Source organism: Nesiotobacter zosterae (assembly GCF_033843645.1).
GTDB lineage: Bacteria > Pseudomonadota > Alphaproteobacteria > Rhizobiales > Stappiaceae > Pseudovibrio > Pseudovibrio zosterae.
Genome location: NZ_JAWXVZ010000003.1, coordinates 356686 through 373493, shown reverse-complemented (window position 1 = coordinate 373493; position 16808 = coordinate 356686). Strand labels below are relative to the sequence as shown.

The window sequence follows — 16808 nt, the reverse complement described above, 5'->3', positions numbered from 1 at the left end:
GGGTCGTAGCATGAAACTTTGCGCCCTACTATAAGTCGTGGCGAGTCATCAGGCAGGAGAGCGGCCGCGTGCTACCGGAAAAGTTTGAGAGTTGGTTCCAGTCCCGCCGATGGCATGTGCGCCCCCATCAGCTTGATCTGCTTGAGAAGGCCAATCTCGGAAAATCAGCTCTGCTCATTGCGCCAACCGGCGCAGGCAAGACGCTGGCAGGTTTTCTGCCCTCCCTGATTGAACTGAGTTCCGACTGCGACCGCGAGACAGCGCCGCCAAGGGGTGTTCATACACTCTACATTTCGCCATTGAAGGCGTTGGCCACGGACATCAAGCGAAATCTGGAAGTCCCGATCTCCGAAATGAAGCTTCCAATCAGGATGGAAACCCGGACTGGGGATACTCCTGCGCACAAAAGGCAACGTCAGAAACGACAGCCGCCCGATATTCTCCTGACCACCCCAGAACAGATTGCCCTTCTTCTGGCGGACAAAACCAGCGCCAGCTTGTTTCGGGATCTTAAGACGATCGTGCTCGATGAACTGCACGAGCTGGTCACCTCCAAACGCGGCGATCTGTTGGCGCTCGGGCTGGCGAGATTGCGAACCATCGCGCCGGACTTGCGCTGTATCGGCTTATCCGCAACGGTGGCAGAGCCGGATGATCTTCGGGCTTTCTTGATGCCCCAAGGCCTTGATGCCGAAACGCCCAACCTTGCCGATCTGGTGCTGGCCAAAACGGGGGTCACACCTAACATCTCAATACTGGAAACTCAGCAGCGGCTGCCGTGGGCGGGTCATTCCGCTCACTACGCTCTAGGTGAAATCTATCAGGAAATACGGGACCATCAGACGACATTGGTGTTTGTGAACACCCGTTCGCAGGCAGAGGTGCTGTTTCAGGAGCTGTGGCGGATCAATGAGGACACCCTGCCCATTGCCCTGCACCATGGCTCATTGGATGTGGGACAGCGCCGACGCGTGGAAGAGGCCATGGCGCGCGGGGAGCTGAAAGCGGTGGTCTGCACCTCCTCTCTCGATCTGGGCATCGACTGGGGTGACATCGATCTTGTAATCAACGTAGGCGCCCCGAAGGGCGCCAGTCGGCTGGCCCAGCGCATTGGCCGCGCCAATCACCGCATGGATGAGCCATCCAAGGCCATATTGGTGCCCGCCAACCGTTTCGAGGTGTTGGAGTGTCAAGCAGCGCTAGCGGCGTCCACGGCAGGCGAGCAAGACACACCGCCCCTGCGCCATGGCGGGCTTGATGTCCTTGCCCAGCACATCATGGGTATGGCCTGCGCAGAACCGTTTGACGCAGACGAGCTTTATGCGGAAGTCAAGACTTGCCACACCTACAGAACCTTGACCCGAGAGCTGTTTGATCAAGCCTTGAACTTCGTGGCCACGGGAGGCTATGCGCTCAAGGTCTACGACCGCTTTGCCCGGCTGCGACAAACCAAAGAAGGCAAGTACCGCGTTTCACACCCCCAAATAGCGCAGGGGTACCGGCTTAATGTGGGCACCATCGTCGCTGATGCCATGCTCAAGGTCCGTCTTGTTAAGCCGCAGAGTGCGCGCCGCAACAAGCCGCTTGGACGCGGCGGCCGCATGCTGGGTGAGGTTGAGGAATGGTTCATTGACCAGCTCACCCATGGAGACACCTTCATATTCGGCGGCGAAGTGCTGCGTTTTGAGGGCTTGAACGAAAATGAAGCCTACGTTTCGAGGGCGACCTCGAGTGACCCCATGATCCCCTCCTACCAAGGGGGGAAGTTCCCGCTCTCCACCTATCTGGCAGAGCGGGTACGCACGATGCTTTCGCATCCGGATGATTGGCACAAACTGCCCGACCAGGTCGCGGAATGGCTCGAACTGCAAAAACTGAAGTCAAAGTTGCCCAATAAGGATCGCCTGCTGGTAGAGACTTTTCCGCGCAACAACAAATCCTACATGGTCTGTTATCCATTTGAAGGCCGCCTTGCCCATCAGACCCTCGGCATGCTGCTGACCCGGCGCCTGGACCGGGCCGGCCTCCACCCGCTTGGCTTTGTGGCTTCGGACTATGCTCTGGCCTTGTGGTCGCTAAAGGACATGGGATCGGCCATCGAGACCGGGCGTCTGGACCTGAACCAGTTGTTTGACGCAGACATGCTGGGCGATGACCTTGACGCTTGGCTGTCGGAATCAAGCCTGATGAAGCGCACGTTCCGGACCTGTGCGGTTATCGCCGGATTGATAGAACGCCGCTTCCCCGGGCAAGAGAAAACGGGACGGCAGGTCACCATAAGCTCAGATTTGATTTACGATGTCCTGCGTAGCCATGAACCTGATCACCTGCTGCTGAAGGCAACTTGGGCAGATGCTGCCACAGGTCTTTTGGATATCTCGCGCCTGTCAGCTTTTCTCACTCGAATTCAGGGAAGAATCGATCCTATCCTTCTTCAACGGGTTTCTCCACTAGCGGTGCCGGTTCTGCTTGAGATCGGTCGCGAACCAATTTATGGCGAAACCAACGAAGCCTTGCTGGCTTCTGCTGCAGATGACCTTGCTCTGGAGGCAATGGAGTGATTACTGCCCGCGCGCTGAACACAAAACGCATGACCGTTCCCGTGTGCCATGATTTGGCGATCGGTAACGAAATTGTTGGCATGCATGACAGCGGAGCGCTGTGGTGGCCCGATCAAAGTGCACTCATCATCTCCGACTTGCACATGGAAAAAGGCTCGTCCTTCGCCCGACGGGGCGTGATGCTACCTCCTTACGATACGGGCGAAACTCTGGAACGCCTTGCAGCTTTGGTGGAAGTGTTCCGGCCCCGCCGCATCATTGCTCTGGGTGACAGCTTCCACGATGCAGATGGTGCCGACCGCCTGCCGCGCTCCTATCGCGCGATGCTTTCCATGATCCAGCTTGGGCGTGAGTGGGTCTGGATTTCCGGCAACCACGATCCAGTCATTCCGCAGAGTGTTGGCGGGGATCGCTGTGACGAGCTTACAATGGGCACCCTCACTTTCCGCCACGAGCCGACAGAAGGCCCAATCACAGGGGAAGTGTGTGGTCACCTGCATCCGGTGGCAAAGGTTAGACGCCTGGGTCGCAGCATTCGCAGGCCCTGCTTTGCGACCAACGGCAATCGCCTCATCATGCCTTCTTTCGGTGCGCTCACTGGTGGCTTGAACGTGATGGACGAAGCTTGGAAGCCCGTTTTTGAGGGCAAGAGATTTTCCGTGTTCATGCTGGGCTCTGGTCGCCTGTTCCCATTCACAGCCAGCAAGTTGATTGCGGATTAGGCTGGTTCGGGCATGCCCGTAGCGTGGCGCTCTTCAAGCACTACGCCTTTAGAAAACTGTCAATCCTTCCGGAAGATGACGCCTGCAAGCCATCCCGTGAACAAGGCGAGGATGACGGCAATGACGCCGTAAAGGGCCGGGTTCTCATTTGCCAGATCAAAGGTAAACTGCTCAAACCCCTTCTTGGCCACAGTCAGTTCCTGATGCCCTTCGGACAGCACCACGCCCCCATTGTAAAGAAACGTGGTTACCTTGAACTCGCCAACAGGTACATTGGCTGGGATCGGGATGCTCGTTGCAAACAAAGTGGGGCTTAAAAGCTTGATGGTGTCTGGACGCTCGGCATAAAGGCCAAGATCAACGCGCTCCTGCAAGAAAGCTTTTCTGAACGCCCGACGATCCTCCGCCGAACTCAGGCGCACCCCAAAAGGTGCAAGCGGCAAGTTCACCAAGCCTGTCCGCTGGTCTTCAAGCGTATCATCCTCGGTTATTTCCTGAAGCGGGCGCGTTGAATGTACCGCGTAGAATGACGGTACATTGGTGTAGGTCTTGGAATGGGCGTTGATCCAGAGACCAAAGATGCGCTCCTTGCGCCAGGTCGTTACCCGCTCAGGCGGCCCCTCAACGACAACAACAATGTCATAGGGTCCTGATCGAGGAACGGTGGCAGCATCGCGCGTGATTTCACCAAAGACAGTGATGTCGGTGCCGGTAAAGTTGGAGGTGATGTTCACCTCCTCAGACGACAGAGCGGACACAAGCGTTTCAGCCTGAGACTGCATTGGCGCGGCAAACGCCAGACCAAGACCAACCACACAGGAGATGAGGAGCTGCTTCATCATTGTGGCAGCCTCATATCGATGGTGACCGAGTACAGATCACTTGGCTCCACAATCAGGTTGAAGGCAAAGCGCAGGCCGACGGACAGCACCAGCAGGGCCAGCATCAAGCGCAGATGCTCGCCGCGAATACCCTGGCCGATTTGCGCCCCGAACTGAGCACCTATAACACTTCCCACCATGAGAGTAAGCGCCAGCACAACATCAACGGTCTGCGTGTTGATGGAGTGCAGTATTGTCGCCACGGCCATGGTCACAAGGATCTGCAACAGCGAGGTGCCGATCACCACGTTGGTTGGCACGCGCAGTAGATAGATAAGCGCTGGCACCATCATGAAGCCGCCACCAAGGCCCAAGATCGAACCTAAAAAGCCAATGGTGCTGCCGATGACGAAAATCGGAATAACGCTCACGTAAATCTTCGAGCGGCGGAACCGCATTTTGAAGGGCAATCCGTGAACCCAATTGTGCTGCCCTGGCCGGCGGAGTTCAGCCTGCCCACCGGTACGCTTTCGGGAGATGGCTTTCATGGACTCCACAAGCATCAAGATGCCGATGGCTCCAAGAAACGTCACATAAGCGAGCGAGATCACCAGATCGAGCTGCCCGAGTTCCTGCAACACACCAAAGAGCCAGACACCTATGAAGGAGCCCACAATACCAGCGCAAAGCAGCACGAAAGCCAGCTTGAAGTCGATCGCGTTGCGCCGGATATAGGCAAGCACACCAGAAGAGGATGAGGCCACAGTTTGGGTCGTAACCGTTGCAACGGCCACTGCTGGCGGGATGCCCGAAAAGATGAGCAAGGGGGTGAGCAGAAAGCCGCCACCGATGCCGAACAGGCCTGAGAGAAAGCCCACGGCCCCGCCCATGCCAAAGATCATGAACATATTGATCGGAATTTCGGCAATGGGTAGGTAGATCTGCAAGGCGTCACCAGGCCGGTTGAACCGATTACATCGGATGCGCGTCGAAAGTTGTGGGTTTAATGCTTGAGAGCGTTTCTCGTGTCAACGCGAGTCTTAGCAGATAAGCGCTTATAGACCGTTTAAATCGACTGTGCCTTCAACGCATTCAATAGTTCGCCGTCAACAACGCCCGTTGGCTTAAGTCCCGAGCGGCGCTGAAAGTCTTTGATTGCCAGCAAGGTGCGCGGTCCCATGCGTCCATCTACGGACCCAAGATCGTACCCAAGTCCCTGCAACCGCTCCTGAACCTGTCGAATCTGGCCGGGGATATTGAAGGAAATTGGGGTGGCCGGACTCATGGTCCAGGATGGCTTCTTCTCCACCTCATTGGCCAGTGGGTCAGCCTTCTTGCGCGCATAGCGATCAACGGAGTCGCGGGCCGCAGCCAGATCTTCATCTGACAGCATGTTGGCGATTTCATCGCGCTTTTGGGCAGCGCCCTGATCACCTTGCTGCGCGGCGATTGCAAACCACTTGTAGCTTTCTTTCAGATCCTGTGGGGTGCCAAGACCTCGTGCAGTCAAGATGCCCAAGTTGAAGACGCTATCTGCTACACCGTAGTCAGCCGCCATGCGGAACCAACGGATCGCCTCAATGAAGTCCGGCTCACCCGTGACGCCTTCCGCATAAAGCACGGCAAGGTTATGCATCGCTTTGATGTTGCCTTGCGCAGCAGCAAGGGAATACCAATCCCGTGCCTTTTCAAGATCACGCTCCACACCACGACCGCGTTCATAGAGCATGCCGAGACGATACTGTGCGGGGGCGAGCCCTTGAGCGGCGGCTCTGCGGTACCATGATGCAGCTTGATCCAAATCCGCGGTAACGACTTCGCCTTCCGTGAAGCGCACAGCCACTTCAAACTGTGCTGCAGCGTCGCCATTGGCAGCAGCTTGGCGCAGTGCCAAAGAGCCAACCGCTTCCGGAGGCATGGCGCCTGCAGGTTCTGCTTGCTTTGGTGCTGTTTCCTGAGCGCCTGGGGCGGTCGTGGAGACCTGCGGTCGCGGCGCATTGTCAACGCTCAACTTCTCAGCCATTGCGGAAGTTGGCTGAGCGAACGGCTCATTGTTCAACTGCTTTGAATCTGGCTTGGGTGCAGTGATTGTGCCCACATCACCCATATCTCCAAAGATCACATCCTTGGGCAATTCCGTCGGCTGCGAGGGCGGATTCTCCACTTCCGCCACCACTACTTCGCCCTGCTCTGAAGTCGGCTCGGCAAACTCGTTGCGCGCTTCAACTTCTTCCTGAACTCTTTCAGTCTGCGCTGTGAGTGTAGCGTCATCGCTGCCGGACAAGAGGCCCGAGTTGAACACCTGGAAAGCACCAAGGGTCAGCACGACAGCCGCAACGGCCAAAACAACAGCGCGGCGGCGACTGTTGTTGCCCTGTTCGTTGTCCTGTTCTGCAGCTGGCTTCTTATCTGGATTGCGACTGTACAGCTTGAACAAGCCTTTGCGCTTGTCTTCTTCCGCCTGAGGCTGATCGACAATCAGTTCCTCTGTCAGTTCCACCGCCTCATCAAAGGCCGCATCTGAGGCAGGATTGGTTGAAGCATGCGGCGCGTGTGCGCTCTGGGACTTCAGATGGTCCGGCACTTCAACGCTTGGCTGTTCGTTGTGGCTTTGCAGATAGTCTCTGAGGCGACGCGCGCGATCCGGCATTGCGGACTTGCGCTTCGGCTGCACACCGCCTGCTGCTTCCTCAGCCCTCACCTCATCCGCCGCCGCCTGCGCTGCACGGCGTGCTGCTGCAATAAAGTCGGCTGTCTTGTCACGAGTTCGGCTTAGCTCGACACCCTGCTCGGGTTGCTCTGCGTTGCTGTGACGGTGACGCTTTGTAAATGCGGAAAGCACACCGCGTGCATGATTGTCGCCGACAAGCTTCTGATGTTCCTTGCCGATTGGTGTCGCACCCACTTTCGTGCGCGCTTCATCAAGCGCTGAAATGCGATCCGCAATGGTAGACAGCGTGTGCTTCACTTCATCCAGTGAATGATCTGCATCCCGCTCTCCACGGGAGAGCAAGCTCTGCAAATCATTGCGAAGCTCGGAAATCGCATCTTCAATTGGCTTGGTAGAAGGGGCTTGGCCAACGCCCATTTTGCGGGTCGCCGCCTCTACTGCCTCATGCGCTGCCATTTGCACGGTGCGCAGCATCTCTTCCTTGTTGCCAGAGATCTGAGCGTCCATACGGGCAATGGCGCTTTCAATGTCTTCAGCCGCAAGCATGCGGTCCGATGTCTGATCCAGCTTCATCGCCAGAACGGAAATCTGGTCTTCGATCTGACTGAGCTGCGCATCGTCCATGAGGGCCGACGGCTGAGAAATGCTTGCAGCCAGTGCCTGAACTTGCGCTTCAATATCTTCCGGCGTGGCAAGGGTTGCGATTTGCTGGCGAAGCGCGTGCACCTCTTCGCGTAGTTCAAACACAGAATGGTCTGCTTCACCGCTGGCTGAACGCGTTTCCACCAAGCGCGTCAAATCCACGACTTGCTGCTCAAGCCGGGTCAACAGGGCATTGTCGAGATCCGAAGCTCCCTCATTCGCGGGAAGGTTCGCCACGCGATCTTCCAGCGTGTTCACATGGCTCGCCAGGTCATCGATACGGCTTTCAATCCGCTCAAAGGCCTGTTCAAATCCATTGGGCGCACGTTGCTCTGCTTCAATACCTTCCAGCTTGTCCGTGATGGATTGCAGGCGTTGCTCCACGCGGTCGAGCTGGGCAGTCGTATCTGGCCCGCGCTGGTCTTCCGAGAGCAGCGATGTAATGGTTTCGAGACGCGTTTGAAGCTGATCATATGCCCCCGCCTCTGGTAGACGGGTTTCAACATGAGTCAAGCGGGCTTGTATGTCCCGCTGTATCTCGCTGAAATGCTCAAGCTCATCCATACGCGCGATCAGGAACCGGATGCGCTGATCCACTTCCATGATGGTACGCCCAGAGTCCAGCGTGTCGACAACGGCCCGCAAATTGCGAATATCGGCCCTTAAAGCGTCTACGCCTTCACTTCCTGACTGGCGCAGTACGTATTCCAGACGATCACCCATCGCCGTCAGACGGTCGTCAAGCGCTTCGAGTTGATCAACGCGGGGCAGTTGCTGCAAGTACCCCTCAAGATCATGCAGGCGGCCAACAAGGCTGTCCAGAATGGTTGGGTCCACATTCTGCCGTGACAGCTCGTCAAGCCGCTCGACTGTTTCCCTGTAGCCTGTTTCCAGCGCCTTCAGAGAGGCCTCCGTCTCACCGCGAGACAGGGCCGCCTTCATGGAGGCAATCTCACGGCGCAGCTCGGACAGCATTTCGCCGTGGTCTTCATTATGGCGGAGGCGATCAACAATTTCGGAGAGCTGTTGACGTTGAGCGCCACTACGGATGGCGACATCATCGCGCAACTGGCTCATTTCGCGGCCCACATGGGCGCGCAACTCATCTACCCTCGGATCGGCAGGCGGCGGCAAATCGGAAATCTGCCGCATCAGTTGGTCGTAGTGCCCTTTGATCAGGTTTTGCAGATCATCGCGGCGTGGATTTTGAAAAGAAGCTGAATGACGTTCAGCATTTCGTTTTTCTCCACGATCCACATCCCAGTCTTGAGAACGAGGCTCGAATTGCGTCTGATGCATTGGACGGGCCTGCGCAGGCCGGTTGGCAGCCGATTGCGCATCGCCTGTAAGGGAGTTCAAACGCGCATCCAGACGGTCTAGTGCGTCCAAAACGGAAGAAACGCGCTTAGCACGAGAAGCATCGCTGCCTGTAGATGCGGATTCTTTTGGGTGGTGCGCAGGTGCTTTGCGCGCAGCCGCACCGACGGGGTCCCTGCCCGCACTTTCAAAACCTGCCGGCAGCAATTCATTGAGCGCATCGGCTACATCGCCTATCTGCGCTTCGATCCGCTCCAAGGGGTCAGGAGCATCAATTTCTCCTGTGCCAAAATGGTCTTCAGGTGCTTCGAAAACGTTTGCTTCAGCGTTAATTTTGTCAAGATAACGGTTATCTGGGTGCAATTTTGAAGCTAATTTGCTGCGATTTTTTTGCGTTTTTTCGGCAAGCAAAGAGGCATAGATTTTCTGCGCCGAAATACCCGTATTGCGGGTACCAGCGGTATCCATCTCCGAATCTGGAGTGAAATGTCCACTCGTCTTCCAGGACATGCGCTCTTGCCTCGTAAATCGCCCCAGAATCTCGAGAGCGTCGCGGCGGTTCCCCTAAATCGCAAACACCACACGAATCAGCACTCTCATGAAACCGGGCTTCCATGACTTCTGAGCCAAACTTTTACTTGTTAGGGTAAATAGGCAGTTAATAGATGCGGTTCTGGCTGGATAAAGGCCATAATACTGCCATTTTCACTGAATTTTTTTTAATAACGCATAGGTTGCACCTTTACAGCGCCCCTAAGTTCCGTGCAGTACATTTTTACCCCTGACTTAACGGTTACCACACCGAAAAAGACTGGCAGATTACGTAAGGGACAGACTATCCCAGAAGTCAGTTGACGCACAGTCACCACGGAAGGCGCTCTTAAAGGCGCTGTCATTACCGGGTCCGGACCAAGCGTCATGGCAACAGGGTCTAAGAGGGCTCGGCGATTAAAGGACGGGTGAATGCAATGAGCGAAGCGCTACAGATCAACGATACGTTTGTTCAGGCCGTGACTGGCGACACCGATGACCTTACCAAGTCACAGTTTACGATTGGCGAACTCGCCAAGGAATTTGATATCACGCTGCGGACGCTACGGTTCTATGAGGACAAGGGTCTAATCAACCCACGTCGTGAGGGAATGAACCGAATTTACAACCGTCGGGATCGGGCAAGACTGAAGCTGGTGCTTATGGGCAAGCGCGTTGGCTTCTCCCTGACGGAAATCCGGGATCTTCTGGATCTCTACGACCTGCGCGACGGTCAAGTGACCCAGTTGCGCGTGGCACTGGAGCGTTTCAACGCTCAAATCGCTGTACTTGAAGAACAGCGACGCAACATCGACCAAGCTACGGATGAGCTGCAGAGGACGGTGGACATCGTGTCTGGCCTGCTTAAGCAGAAGGAAGCAGAGCCAGCCTAACCACCTAGGGCAAATGTGATCGCGCCGGCGCTAATAATCGGGGCAGCGCCAAGTCATACGCGGGGGTTTCTGCGGGGGAGCCACTGTGACGCGGATTGCGATTGCGAGCACCGGGCGAGCATCATGGGGGTGATGCTCGCCCGGCAGCTTGTTTGAACGACTGAAATTTTACACAGGCCTCTTTCTTCAGATGGAAGCCTTCCTTCCAAACCAAATTCTTCTCTTTTTTGCTAAAATTGCGATCGGCTGCAGCTGCCAGTTTCAGTGCTGAGCATGAGGCATCGACATGCATTCCGCATACTCTCTCATATATTTCAGCACCTTACCTTGAAGGGCCATCAAAACACCTGTGGCCTCAACATATTTGAGTGCGCATTCAAGGTGTTCGAGCCTTCTCTCCACGGGCCATTCCCCAGCTGCCATACAAATTGAGACTTTCGGCGCATTTTTAAATTTTCGGCGGGTTTCCGCCAAAACTGAGCCAGAAGTTCGGGTTGTCGCTTACAGGGTTGAGACGTATATCTGTTGTCAGATCACGTTGACGATAACGTCAACTAAGTACCATAAGGGTCTGTGTGGGAAGGAACAAGGTATGCCAAGCTATAGCGCTCCTGTAGAAGACACCCTATTTTTGTTGAATGATGTGCTGGGTTATCAGAACTACAGCCATCTTCCACGCTTCTCAGAAGCTACTCCAGATGTTGTCGAAGCAATCCTCAAGGAAGGTGCCAAGTTCTGCGAAGAACGGATGCAGCCCCTGAACCAGTCAGGCGACCATGAGGGCTGTACGCGTCACGAAGATGGTACCGTGACGACGCCAAAAGGCTTCAAGGAACTGTATGACGCTTTCGGAGAAGCAGGCTGGGGTTCCCTTGCCATTCCAGAGCAGTACGGCGGTCAGAACCTTCCTGCCAGCCTTGCAGTGATCCTGAACGAATACATGTGCTCTTCCAACATGGCGTTCGCCATGTATCCAGGTTTGACACAGGGTGCTATCGCTGCCCTGTTGGAGCACGCTTCCGATGAGCTGAAGGACCGCTACGTGCCGAAGATGACCACCGGCGAGTGGAGCGGCACCATGAACTTGACCGAGCCGCATTGCGGTACGGACCTTGGCATGCTGCGCACCAAGGCAGTGCCACAGCCAGACGGCAGCTACAAGATCACCGGAACCAAGATCTTCATCTCTGCAGGTGAGCACGATCTTTCTGAAAACATCATTCACCTGGTTCTCGCTCGCATTGAAGGCGCGCCTGCCGGAACGAAGGGCATCTCCCTGTTCCTCGTTCCCAAGAAGCGCCTTGATGAAAACGACAATCCAGCCGAAGACAACGGCGTAAGCTGCGGCTCCATTGAAGAAAAAATGGGCATTCACGGCAACGCCACATGCGTCATGAACTATGATGACGCCACGGGCTGGCTCGTTGGTGAAGAGAACAAGGGTCTGCGTGCGATGTTCGTCATGATGAACGAAGCACGTCTCGGCGTGGCCATTCAGGGCGTCTCCCAGTCTGAAGTGGCCTATCAAAACGCTGTTGCCTATGCGAAGGACCGCATCCAGGGCCGCTCCCTCACAGGCCCTAAAGCTCCGGACAAAGCCGCAGACCCGATCATCGTTCACCCGGACGTCCGCCGCGTATTGATGACCATTCGCGCTTTCAACGAGGCCGCGCGTGCTCTTTACATCTACACCGCGATCAAGGGCGATGTTTCCCACGTCTCCAGTGACGAGGCTGAGCGTCAGGCCGCTGATGACTTCATGGGTCTGCTGACCCCGGTCCTGAAGGGCGTATTCACTGACAAGGGCTTTGACTACGCAGTCATGGCGCAGCAGATGTTCGGTGGCCACGGCTACATCACTGAATGGGGCATGGAACAGTTCGTGCGTGATGCACGTATCGCCATGATCTATGAGGGTGCGAACGGCATTCAGGCACTTGACCTTGTAGGCCGCAAGCTGCCAGCGAACGGTGGTCGTGCAATTCAGGCCTTCTTCAAGGAAGTTGGTGGCTTCCTGAAGGAAAACAGCGACAACGAGGAGCTGAAAGGCTTCACCAAGCCGCTGAAGAAGGGTCTGGACGATCTGCAAGGCGCAACCATGTGGCTCATGCAGAATGGCATGGCAAACCCTGACAATGCGGGCGCGGCTTCCACTGACTACATGCACATGTTCGGTCTGGTCGCCATGGGCTACATGTGGGGCAAGATCGCCGTTGTCGCACAGCAAAAACTGGCAGATGGCGCGGGCGATCAGGAAGAAATGCTGAAGAACAAGCTGACGCTTGGCACCTTCTACATGGAGCGCCTGATGCCTGAGACAGGAGCACAGCTTGCTCGCCTCTCCACAGGTGCGGCAACCATGATGAGCCTGGCAGAAGAGGCATTCTAAGGGTGATTTAAAGAACCGGCGAGAGAGGGCTGCCCTCCCTCGCCTATTTGGTGTTCGAACTAGGCCCTGACTGGAGACCGTGAATGACTGCAGGTTCCGTAGTACGCCGGTTTTATGCCCGAGCAACCTTTGTGTTGTGCAAGGCACTGGCGAAGCTCGGCAAACTTGGCATTCCAGGTCATTTGCGACACCGATCAGTGGATCAAGCTTCAATCATCATCGGCGAGTGGTCGTTCATCTCTCGCCTCAACCATTTGTTTCCCACTATCAATCATTGGCCGCATACCTTGCAAAGCTCGGACGGAGGGCACACGCGCTGTGCGCTGGTGCACGAGAAATGCTCGCCGGGTATGGCCTTATAATTTTCAGCTGCGGAGGAGATCATGGCTGACGCCTTTATTTACGATCATGTGAGAACCCCACGAGGGCGCGGCAAGAAGGATGGATCGCTGCATGAAGTAGCGCCTGTTCGCCTTGCAGCTTCCACGTTGGAAGCTATTCGCGACCGCAATGGCCTCGACACCAAGCTGGTGGACGATGTCGTTCTGGGGTGCGTTGATCCAGTTGGTGAGGCTGGCGGCGACATCGCCCGCGCAGCAACTTTCACTGCCGATTACGACCGCTCTGTACCAGGCATGCAGATCAACCGTTTCTGCGCTTCCGGTCTGGACGCGGTCAACATGGCATCTGCTCAGGTCATGTCTGGTCAGCACCAGATGGTGATTGCAGGCGGCGTTGAAAGCATGAGCCGCATTGGCCTTGGTGCATCTGGTGGCGCATGGCCAGTAGACCCGCAGGTGGCGGTTCCTTCCTACTTCATGCCACAGGGTGTATCAGCGGATCTGATCGCCACGAAGTACGGCTTCACACGCGACGATGCTGATGCTTATGCAATCCAGTCCCAGAAGCGCGCTCAGACCGCTTGGGATGAAGGTCGCTTCGAAAAGTCCGTCATTCCTGTGAAGGACATCAACGGCCTGACCATTCTGGCACGTGATGAGCACATGCGCCCAGAGACCGACATGCAGTCTTTGGCAAGCCTGAACCCATCCTTCGAAATGATGGGCACCATGGGCGGCTTTGATGCAGTTGGCATTCAGGCGCATCCGGAGTTGGAAAACGTTACTCATATCCACCACGCTGGTAACTCCTCCGGCATCGTGGATGGTGCAGCTGCTGTTCTGATCGGGTCACGCCGCGCAGGCCGGTCCGCTGGAATGACCCCGCGCGCACGCATCAAGGCGTTTGCGAACATCGGTTCTGAGCCAGCTCTGATGCTGACCGGTCCAGTGGATGTGACCAACAAGCTTTTGAAGAATGCGAAGATGGAATGGTCTGACATTGACCTCATCGAAATCAACGAAGCGTTCTCTTCCGTTGTTCTGCGCTACATGCAGGCGTTCGATCTGGATCCTGAAACGGTGAATGTGAACGGCGGCGCAATTGCCATGGGTCACCCACTGGGCGCAACCGGCGCAATGATCCTTGGCACCGTTCTGGACGAGTTGGAACGTCGCGACCTGAACACCGCGCTGGTCACCCTTTGCATCGGCGCAGGTATGGGCACAGCAACAATCATTGAACGCGTTTAAAGGGGGGAACCGATGACCTACAAAAACTTTACCCTTGAGACCGACGAGAACGGTTTTGCCCTTCTGACATGGGACTCTCCCGGCAAGACCATGAATGTGTTCGATCAATCCGTGATCGAAGAGTTGGACAAGGTCGTTGATGCGGTTGCAGCAGATGACGCCATCAAGGGCGTTGTTGTGACCTCCGGCAAGGCTGGCTTCTCCGCCGGTGCTGACCTGACCATGCTGGAAGGCATGCTGGGCGAGTACAAGAAGCTGAAGGAAGAGGACGAAGAAAAGGCCGCTCAGCTGCTCTTTGACAAGTCCCGCCATCTTTCTTTGGTGTTCCGCAAGCTTGAGACCTGCGGCAAGCCTTGGGTTGCTGCGATCAACGGCGTTTGCATGGGCGGCGCCACAGAACTTGCGCTGGCCTGTCACAAGCGCATCGCAGTAGAGTCCGATGCCTTCAAGATGGCCCTGCCAGAAGTAAAGGTTGGCCTGTTCCCGGGCGCAGGTGGCACCCAGCGTGTCATGCGCATGGTTACCGACCTGCAGGGGGGCATGCAGTTCCTGCTTCAGGGGCGAACGCTCGACGCAAAGAAGGCCAAGAGCCTGAAGCTCATCGACGAAGTTGCTCCTGCAAAGAAGCTGGTTGAGGCTGCCAAAAAGGCCCTCGCTGACGGCGTAGACCCGGTTCAGCCATGGGACAAGAAGGGCTTCAAGCTGCCAAGCGGCCGCATCTACTCTCCAGGCGGCATGCAGTTCTGGCCAGCAGCCAACGCGATCTATCGCAAGGAAACCTTCGACAACTACCCAGGCCCACGCGGCTTGATGCACTCCGTTGTTGAGGGCCTCATGGTGCCAATGGATCTGGGCCTGAAGATTGAGAGCCGTTACTTTGCGAACGTGCTTCAGTCCAAGGAAGCTGGTGCAATGATCCGCTCCCTGTTTGTCTCCATGCAGGAGCTGAACAAGGGTGCACGCCGTCCAGCTGACCAGAAAGAGAACAAGATCAAGAAGGTCGGTGTTCTCGGTGCGGGCTTCATGGGCGCTGGTATCGCTTATGTGACTGCCAAGGCAGGCATCAAGGTTGTTCTGATCGACCGTGATCAGGCTGCGGCTGACAAGGGCAAGGCCTACTCTGAAGGTCTGATGGACAAAGCCATCAAGCGCGGCAAGTCCACGGATGCAGACAAGGAAAAGCTTCTGGACCTCATTGAGGCGACCACTGACTATGACGGTCTGGCCGACTGTGATCTGGTGATCGAGGCTGTGTTTGAGGACCGTGAGATCAAGCGCGAGGTGACCGAGAAAGCAGAAGCGGTCATGAAGACCCGTGCGATCTACGCCTCCAACACCTCCACCCTGCCTATTACGTCCCTTGCTCAAGCTTCTTCTCGTCCGAAGAACTTCATCGGCATTCACTTCTTCTCCCCAGTGGACAAGATGATGCTGGTGGAAGTGATCATGGGCAAGAAGACCGGCGACAAGGCACTGGCCATGGCTCTGGATTACATCCGCGCCATCAAGAAGACCCCGATTGTCGTCAACGATAGCCGTGGCTTCTACACCTCCCGTGTTGTGATGACCTACGTCCGCGAAGGCATCCTGATGCTTGGCGACGGTGTGCCAGCAGCGATGATTGAAAACGCTGGCCGCATGGCCGGTATGCCGGTTGGTCCTTTGGCTCTGGCCGATGAAGTGGCGCTTGACCTTGCCCACCGCATCACCAGCGCAACCCGCAAGGACATGGGCGACAAGTACGTTGTCTCCAAGCTGGATGACATCCTGGAAGAGATGGTTGTTAAGCGCGAGCGCTTTGGCCGCAAGAACGCCAAGGGCTTCTATGACTACGATGGCCGCAACAAGTCGCTGTGGAAGGGCATTGAGGAAGTAACAGGCCCATCCAAACCAGCGGAAGAGTTCGACATTGAAGAACTGAAGCAGCGCCTTCTGGCCATGCAGGCTTTGGAAACCGTTCGTGTTTTCGAAGAAAAGTGTCTTACAGACGTGCGTGAAGCCGATGTGGGCTCCATTCTGGGCTTTGGCTTTGCCCCTTACACTGGTGGCACCCTGTCCTACGTTGATGGCATGGGTACAGCTGAGTTCCTTGAGGTCTGCAAGAAGTTCACCCGCAAGTGGGGTGATCGTTTCAAGCCAAACCGCTTGCTGCGTGAAATGGCCAAGGAAAATGAGCTGTTTTACGAGAAGTTCGCGCCTCAAGAGGCTGAGCAGATTGCAGAAGCAGCAGAGTAAGGCTTTCCATTGCAAACATGAGTTTGAGGGGCGGTTTTCCGCCCCTTTTTCTTTGTGCAATCTGGAGCCTACACTCACTTTGCAGTTCCGTGATGGATGCAATTGCGTTAGGACTGCCTATATCACTGGGAACGCCCCTAAGTTGGAGAGTGACGCATGCAGAATGAGAAGCTGACACGTTTTCTTGGTGGATCACCGGGCCGTGTGGCGCTGCGTCTTGTGTTTTTGTCCTTCGTGGTTGGCATTGTCCTGTCCGCGTTGAACATATCTCCGCTGGATATTTACTACGGCATCCAGGACTTCTTCCTGCGCATCTGGAACATGGGTTTTGATGTGCTCGGTCAGCTCGGTTCGTACTTGCTCATTGGTGCCGTTGTCGTGATACCGATCTGGTTCATCTCCCGCCTGCTGCAATCCGGCAAGAGCTAGGTTTT

General features: G+C 56.0%; 12 protein-coding genes. 8 read left to right on the top strand and 4 right to left on the bottom strand.

Annotated features, from left to right (window positions below; translation table 11 throughout):
• Positions 1-47: 47 nt before the first annotated feature.
• Complete coding sequence (locus Q3Y58_RS06425; protein WP_413697794.1) at positions 48-2561, top strand: ligase-associated DNA damage response DEXH box helicase; 2514 nt, start codon at positions 48-50, stop codon at positions 2559-2561.
• 29 nt (positions 2562-2590) lie between these two features.
• The gene (pdeM, locus tag Q3Y58_RS06420) at positions 2591-3283 is read left to right on the top strand and encodes a ligase-associated DNA damage response endonuclease PdeM (RefSeq protein ID WP_413697793.1); all 693 of its coding nucleotides are present in this window, start codon (positions 2591-2593) and stop codon (positions 3281-3283) included.
• A gap of 59 nt (positions 3284-3342) precedes the next feature.
• On the opposite strand, the gene Q3Y58_RS06415 is transcribed toward pdeM, so the two are convergent.
• The 3 genes from Q3Y58_RS06415 to Q3Y58_RS06405 form a co-directional block, all read right to left on the bottom strand.
• The gene (locus Q3Y58_RS06415; RefSeq protein ID WP_319621542.1) at positions 3343-4125 is read right to left on the bottom strand and encodes a TIGR02186 family protein; all 783 of its coding nucleotides are present in this window, start codon (positions 4123-4125) and stop codon (positions 3343-3345) included.
• Positions 4122-5051, bottom strand: coding sequence for a sulfite exporter TauE/SafE family protein (locus Q3Y58_RS06410; protein WP_274219287.1), 930 nt, complete (start codon positions 5049-5051; stop codon positions 4122-4124). Before Q3Y58_RS06410 ends, Q3Y58_RS06415 begins: the two co-directional genes overlap by 4 nt.
• A 119-nt stretch (positions 5052-5170) precedes the next feature.
• On the bottom strand, positions 5171-9244 hold the full coding sequence (locus Q3Y58_RS06405; RefSeq protein ID WP_319621541.1) for a peptidoglycan-binding protein: 4074 nt from the start codon (positions 9242-9244) through the stop codon (positions 5171-5173).
• Between the two features lie 458 nt (positions 9245-9702).
• Between Q3Y58_RS06405 and Q3Y58_RS06400 the strand changes: the two genes are divergently transcribed.
• The gene (locus tag Q3Y58_RS06400; protein ID WP_274219290.1) at positions 9703-10158 is read left to right on the top strand and encodes a MerR family transcriptional regulator; all 456 of its coding nucleotides are present in this window, start codon (positions 9703-9705) and stop codon (positions 10156-10158) included.
• A 121-nt stretch (positions 10159-10279) separates the two neighbouring features.
• Here the strand turns inward: Q3Y58_RS06400 and Q3Y58_RS06395 are convergent, their stop codons facing one another.
• On the bottom strand, positions 10280-10450 hold the full coding sequence (locus tag Q3Y58_RS06395; protein WP_319621539.1) for a hypothetical protein: 171 nt from the start codon (positions 10448-10450) through the stop codon (positions 10280-10282).
• A 300-nt stretch (positions 10451-10750) separates the two neighbouring features.
• Here Q3Y58_RS06395 and Q3Y58_RS06390 point away from each other — a divergent pair, with 300 nt between their 5' ends.
• The 5 genes from Q3Y58_RS06390 (at position 10751) to Q3Y58_RS06370 (ending at position 16803) form a co-directional block, all read left to right on the top strand.
• Positions 10751-12547 (top strand): acyl-CoA dehydrogenase C-terminal domain-containing protein, encoded by a 1797-nt coding sequence (locus tag Q3Y58_RS06390; protein WP_319621538.1) that lies wholly within the window; start codon positions 10751-10753, stop codon positions 12545-12547.
• An 83-nt stretch (positions 12548-12630) separates the two neighbouring features.
• A complete protein-coding gene (locus Q3Y58_RS06385) occupies positions 12631-12909 on the top strand; it encodes a hypothetical protein (RefSeq protein WP_274219292.1) in 279 nt (92 codons plus the stop codon).
• Between the two features lie 21 nt (positions 12910-12930).
• The gene (locus Q3Y58_RS06380; RefSeq protein ID WP_274219293.1) at positions 12931-14139 is read left to right on the top strand and encodes an acetyl-CoA C-acetyltransferase; all 1209 of its coding nucleotides are present in this window, start codon (positions 12931-12933) and stop codon (positions 14137-14139) included.
• A 12-nt stretch (positions 14140-14151) separates the two neighbouring features.
• Positions 14152-16374, top strand: coding sequence for a 3-hydroxyacyl-CoA dehydrogenase NAD-binding domain-containing protein (locus tag Q3Y58_RS06375; RefSeq protein WP_274219294.1), 2223 nt, complete (start codon positions 14152-14154; stop codon positions 16372-16374).
• A gap of 156 nt (positions 16375-16530) precedes the next feature.
• A complete protein-coding gene (locus tag Q3Y58_RS06370) occupies positions 16531-16803 on the top strand; it encodes a DUF6460 domain-containing protein (protein ID WP_274219295.1) in 273 nt (90 codons plus the stop codon).
• Positions 16804-16808 lie beyond the last annotated feature (5 nt).

What these genes read in the sequence shown, in the direction of transcription:
- Q3Y58_RS06400 (WP_274219290.1), top strand. Translation starts at nt 9,703, where the DNA reads ATGAGCGAAGCGCTACAGATCAACGATACGTTTGTTCAGGCCGTGACT.
- Q3Y58_RS06395 (WP_319621539.1), bottom strand. Translation starts at nt 10,450, where the DNA reads ATGCATGTCGATGCCTCATGCTCAGCACTGAAACTGGCAGCTGCAGCC.
- Q3Y58_RS06405 (WP_319621541.1), bottom strand. Translation starts at nt 9,244, where the DNA reads ATGTCCTGGAAGACGAGTGGACATTTCACTCCAGATTCGGAGATGGAT.
- Q3Y58_RS06390 (WP_319621538.1), top strand. Translation starts at nt 10,751, where the DNA reads ATGCCAAGCTATAGCGCTCCTGTAGAAGACACCCTATTTTTGTTGAAT.
- Q3Y58_RS06415 (WP_319621542.1), bottom strand. Translation starts at nt 4,125, where the DNA reads ATGATGAAGCAGCTCCTCATCTCCTGTGTGGTTGGTCTTGGTCTGGCG.
- pdeM (WP_413697793.1), top strand. Translation starts at nt 2,591, where the DNA reads ATGACCGTTCCCGTGTGCCATGATTTGGCGATCGGTAACGAAATTGTT.
- Q3Y58_RS06375 (WP_274219294.1), top strand. Translation starts at nt 14,152, where the DNA reads ATGACCTACAAAAACTTTACCCTTGAGACCGACGAGAACGGTTTTGCC.
- Q3Y58_RS06380 (WP_274219293.1), top strand. Translation starts at nt 12,931, where the DNA reads ATGGCTGACGCCTTTATTTACGATCATGTGAGAACCCCACGAGGGCGC.
- Q3Y58_RS06385 (WP_274219292.1), top strand. Translation starts at nt 12,631, where the DNA reads ATGACTGCAGGTTCCGTAGTACGCCGGTTTTATGCCCGAGCAACCTTT.
- Q3Y58_RS06370 (WP_274219295.1), top strand. Translation starts at nt 16,531, where the DNA reads ATGCAGAATGAGAAGCTGACACGTTTTCTTGGTGGATCACCGGGCCGT.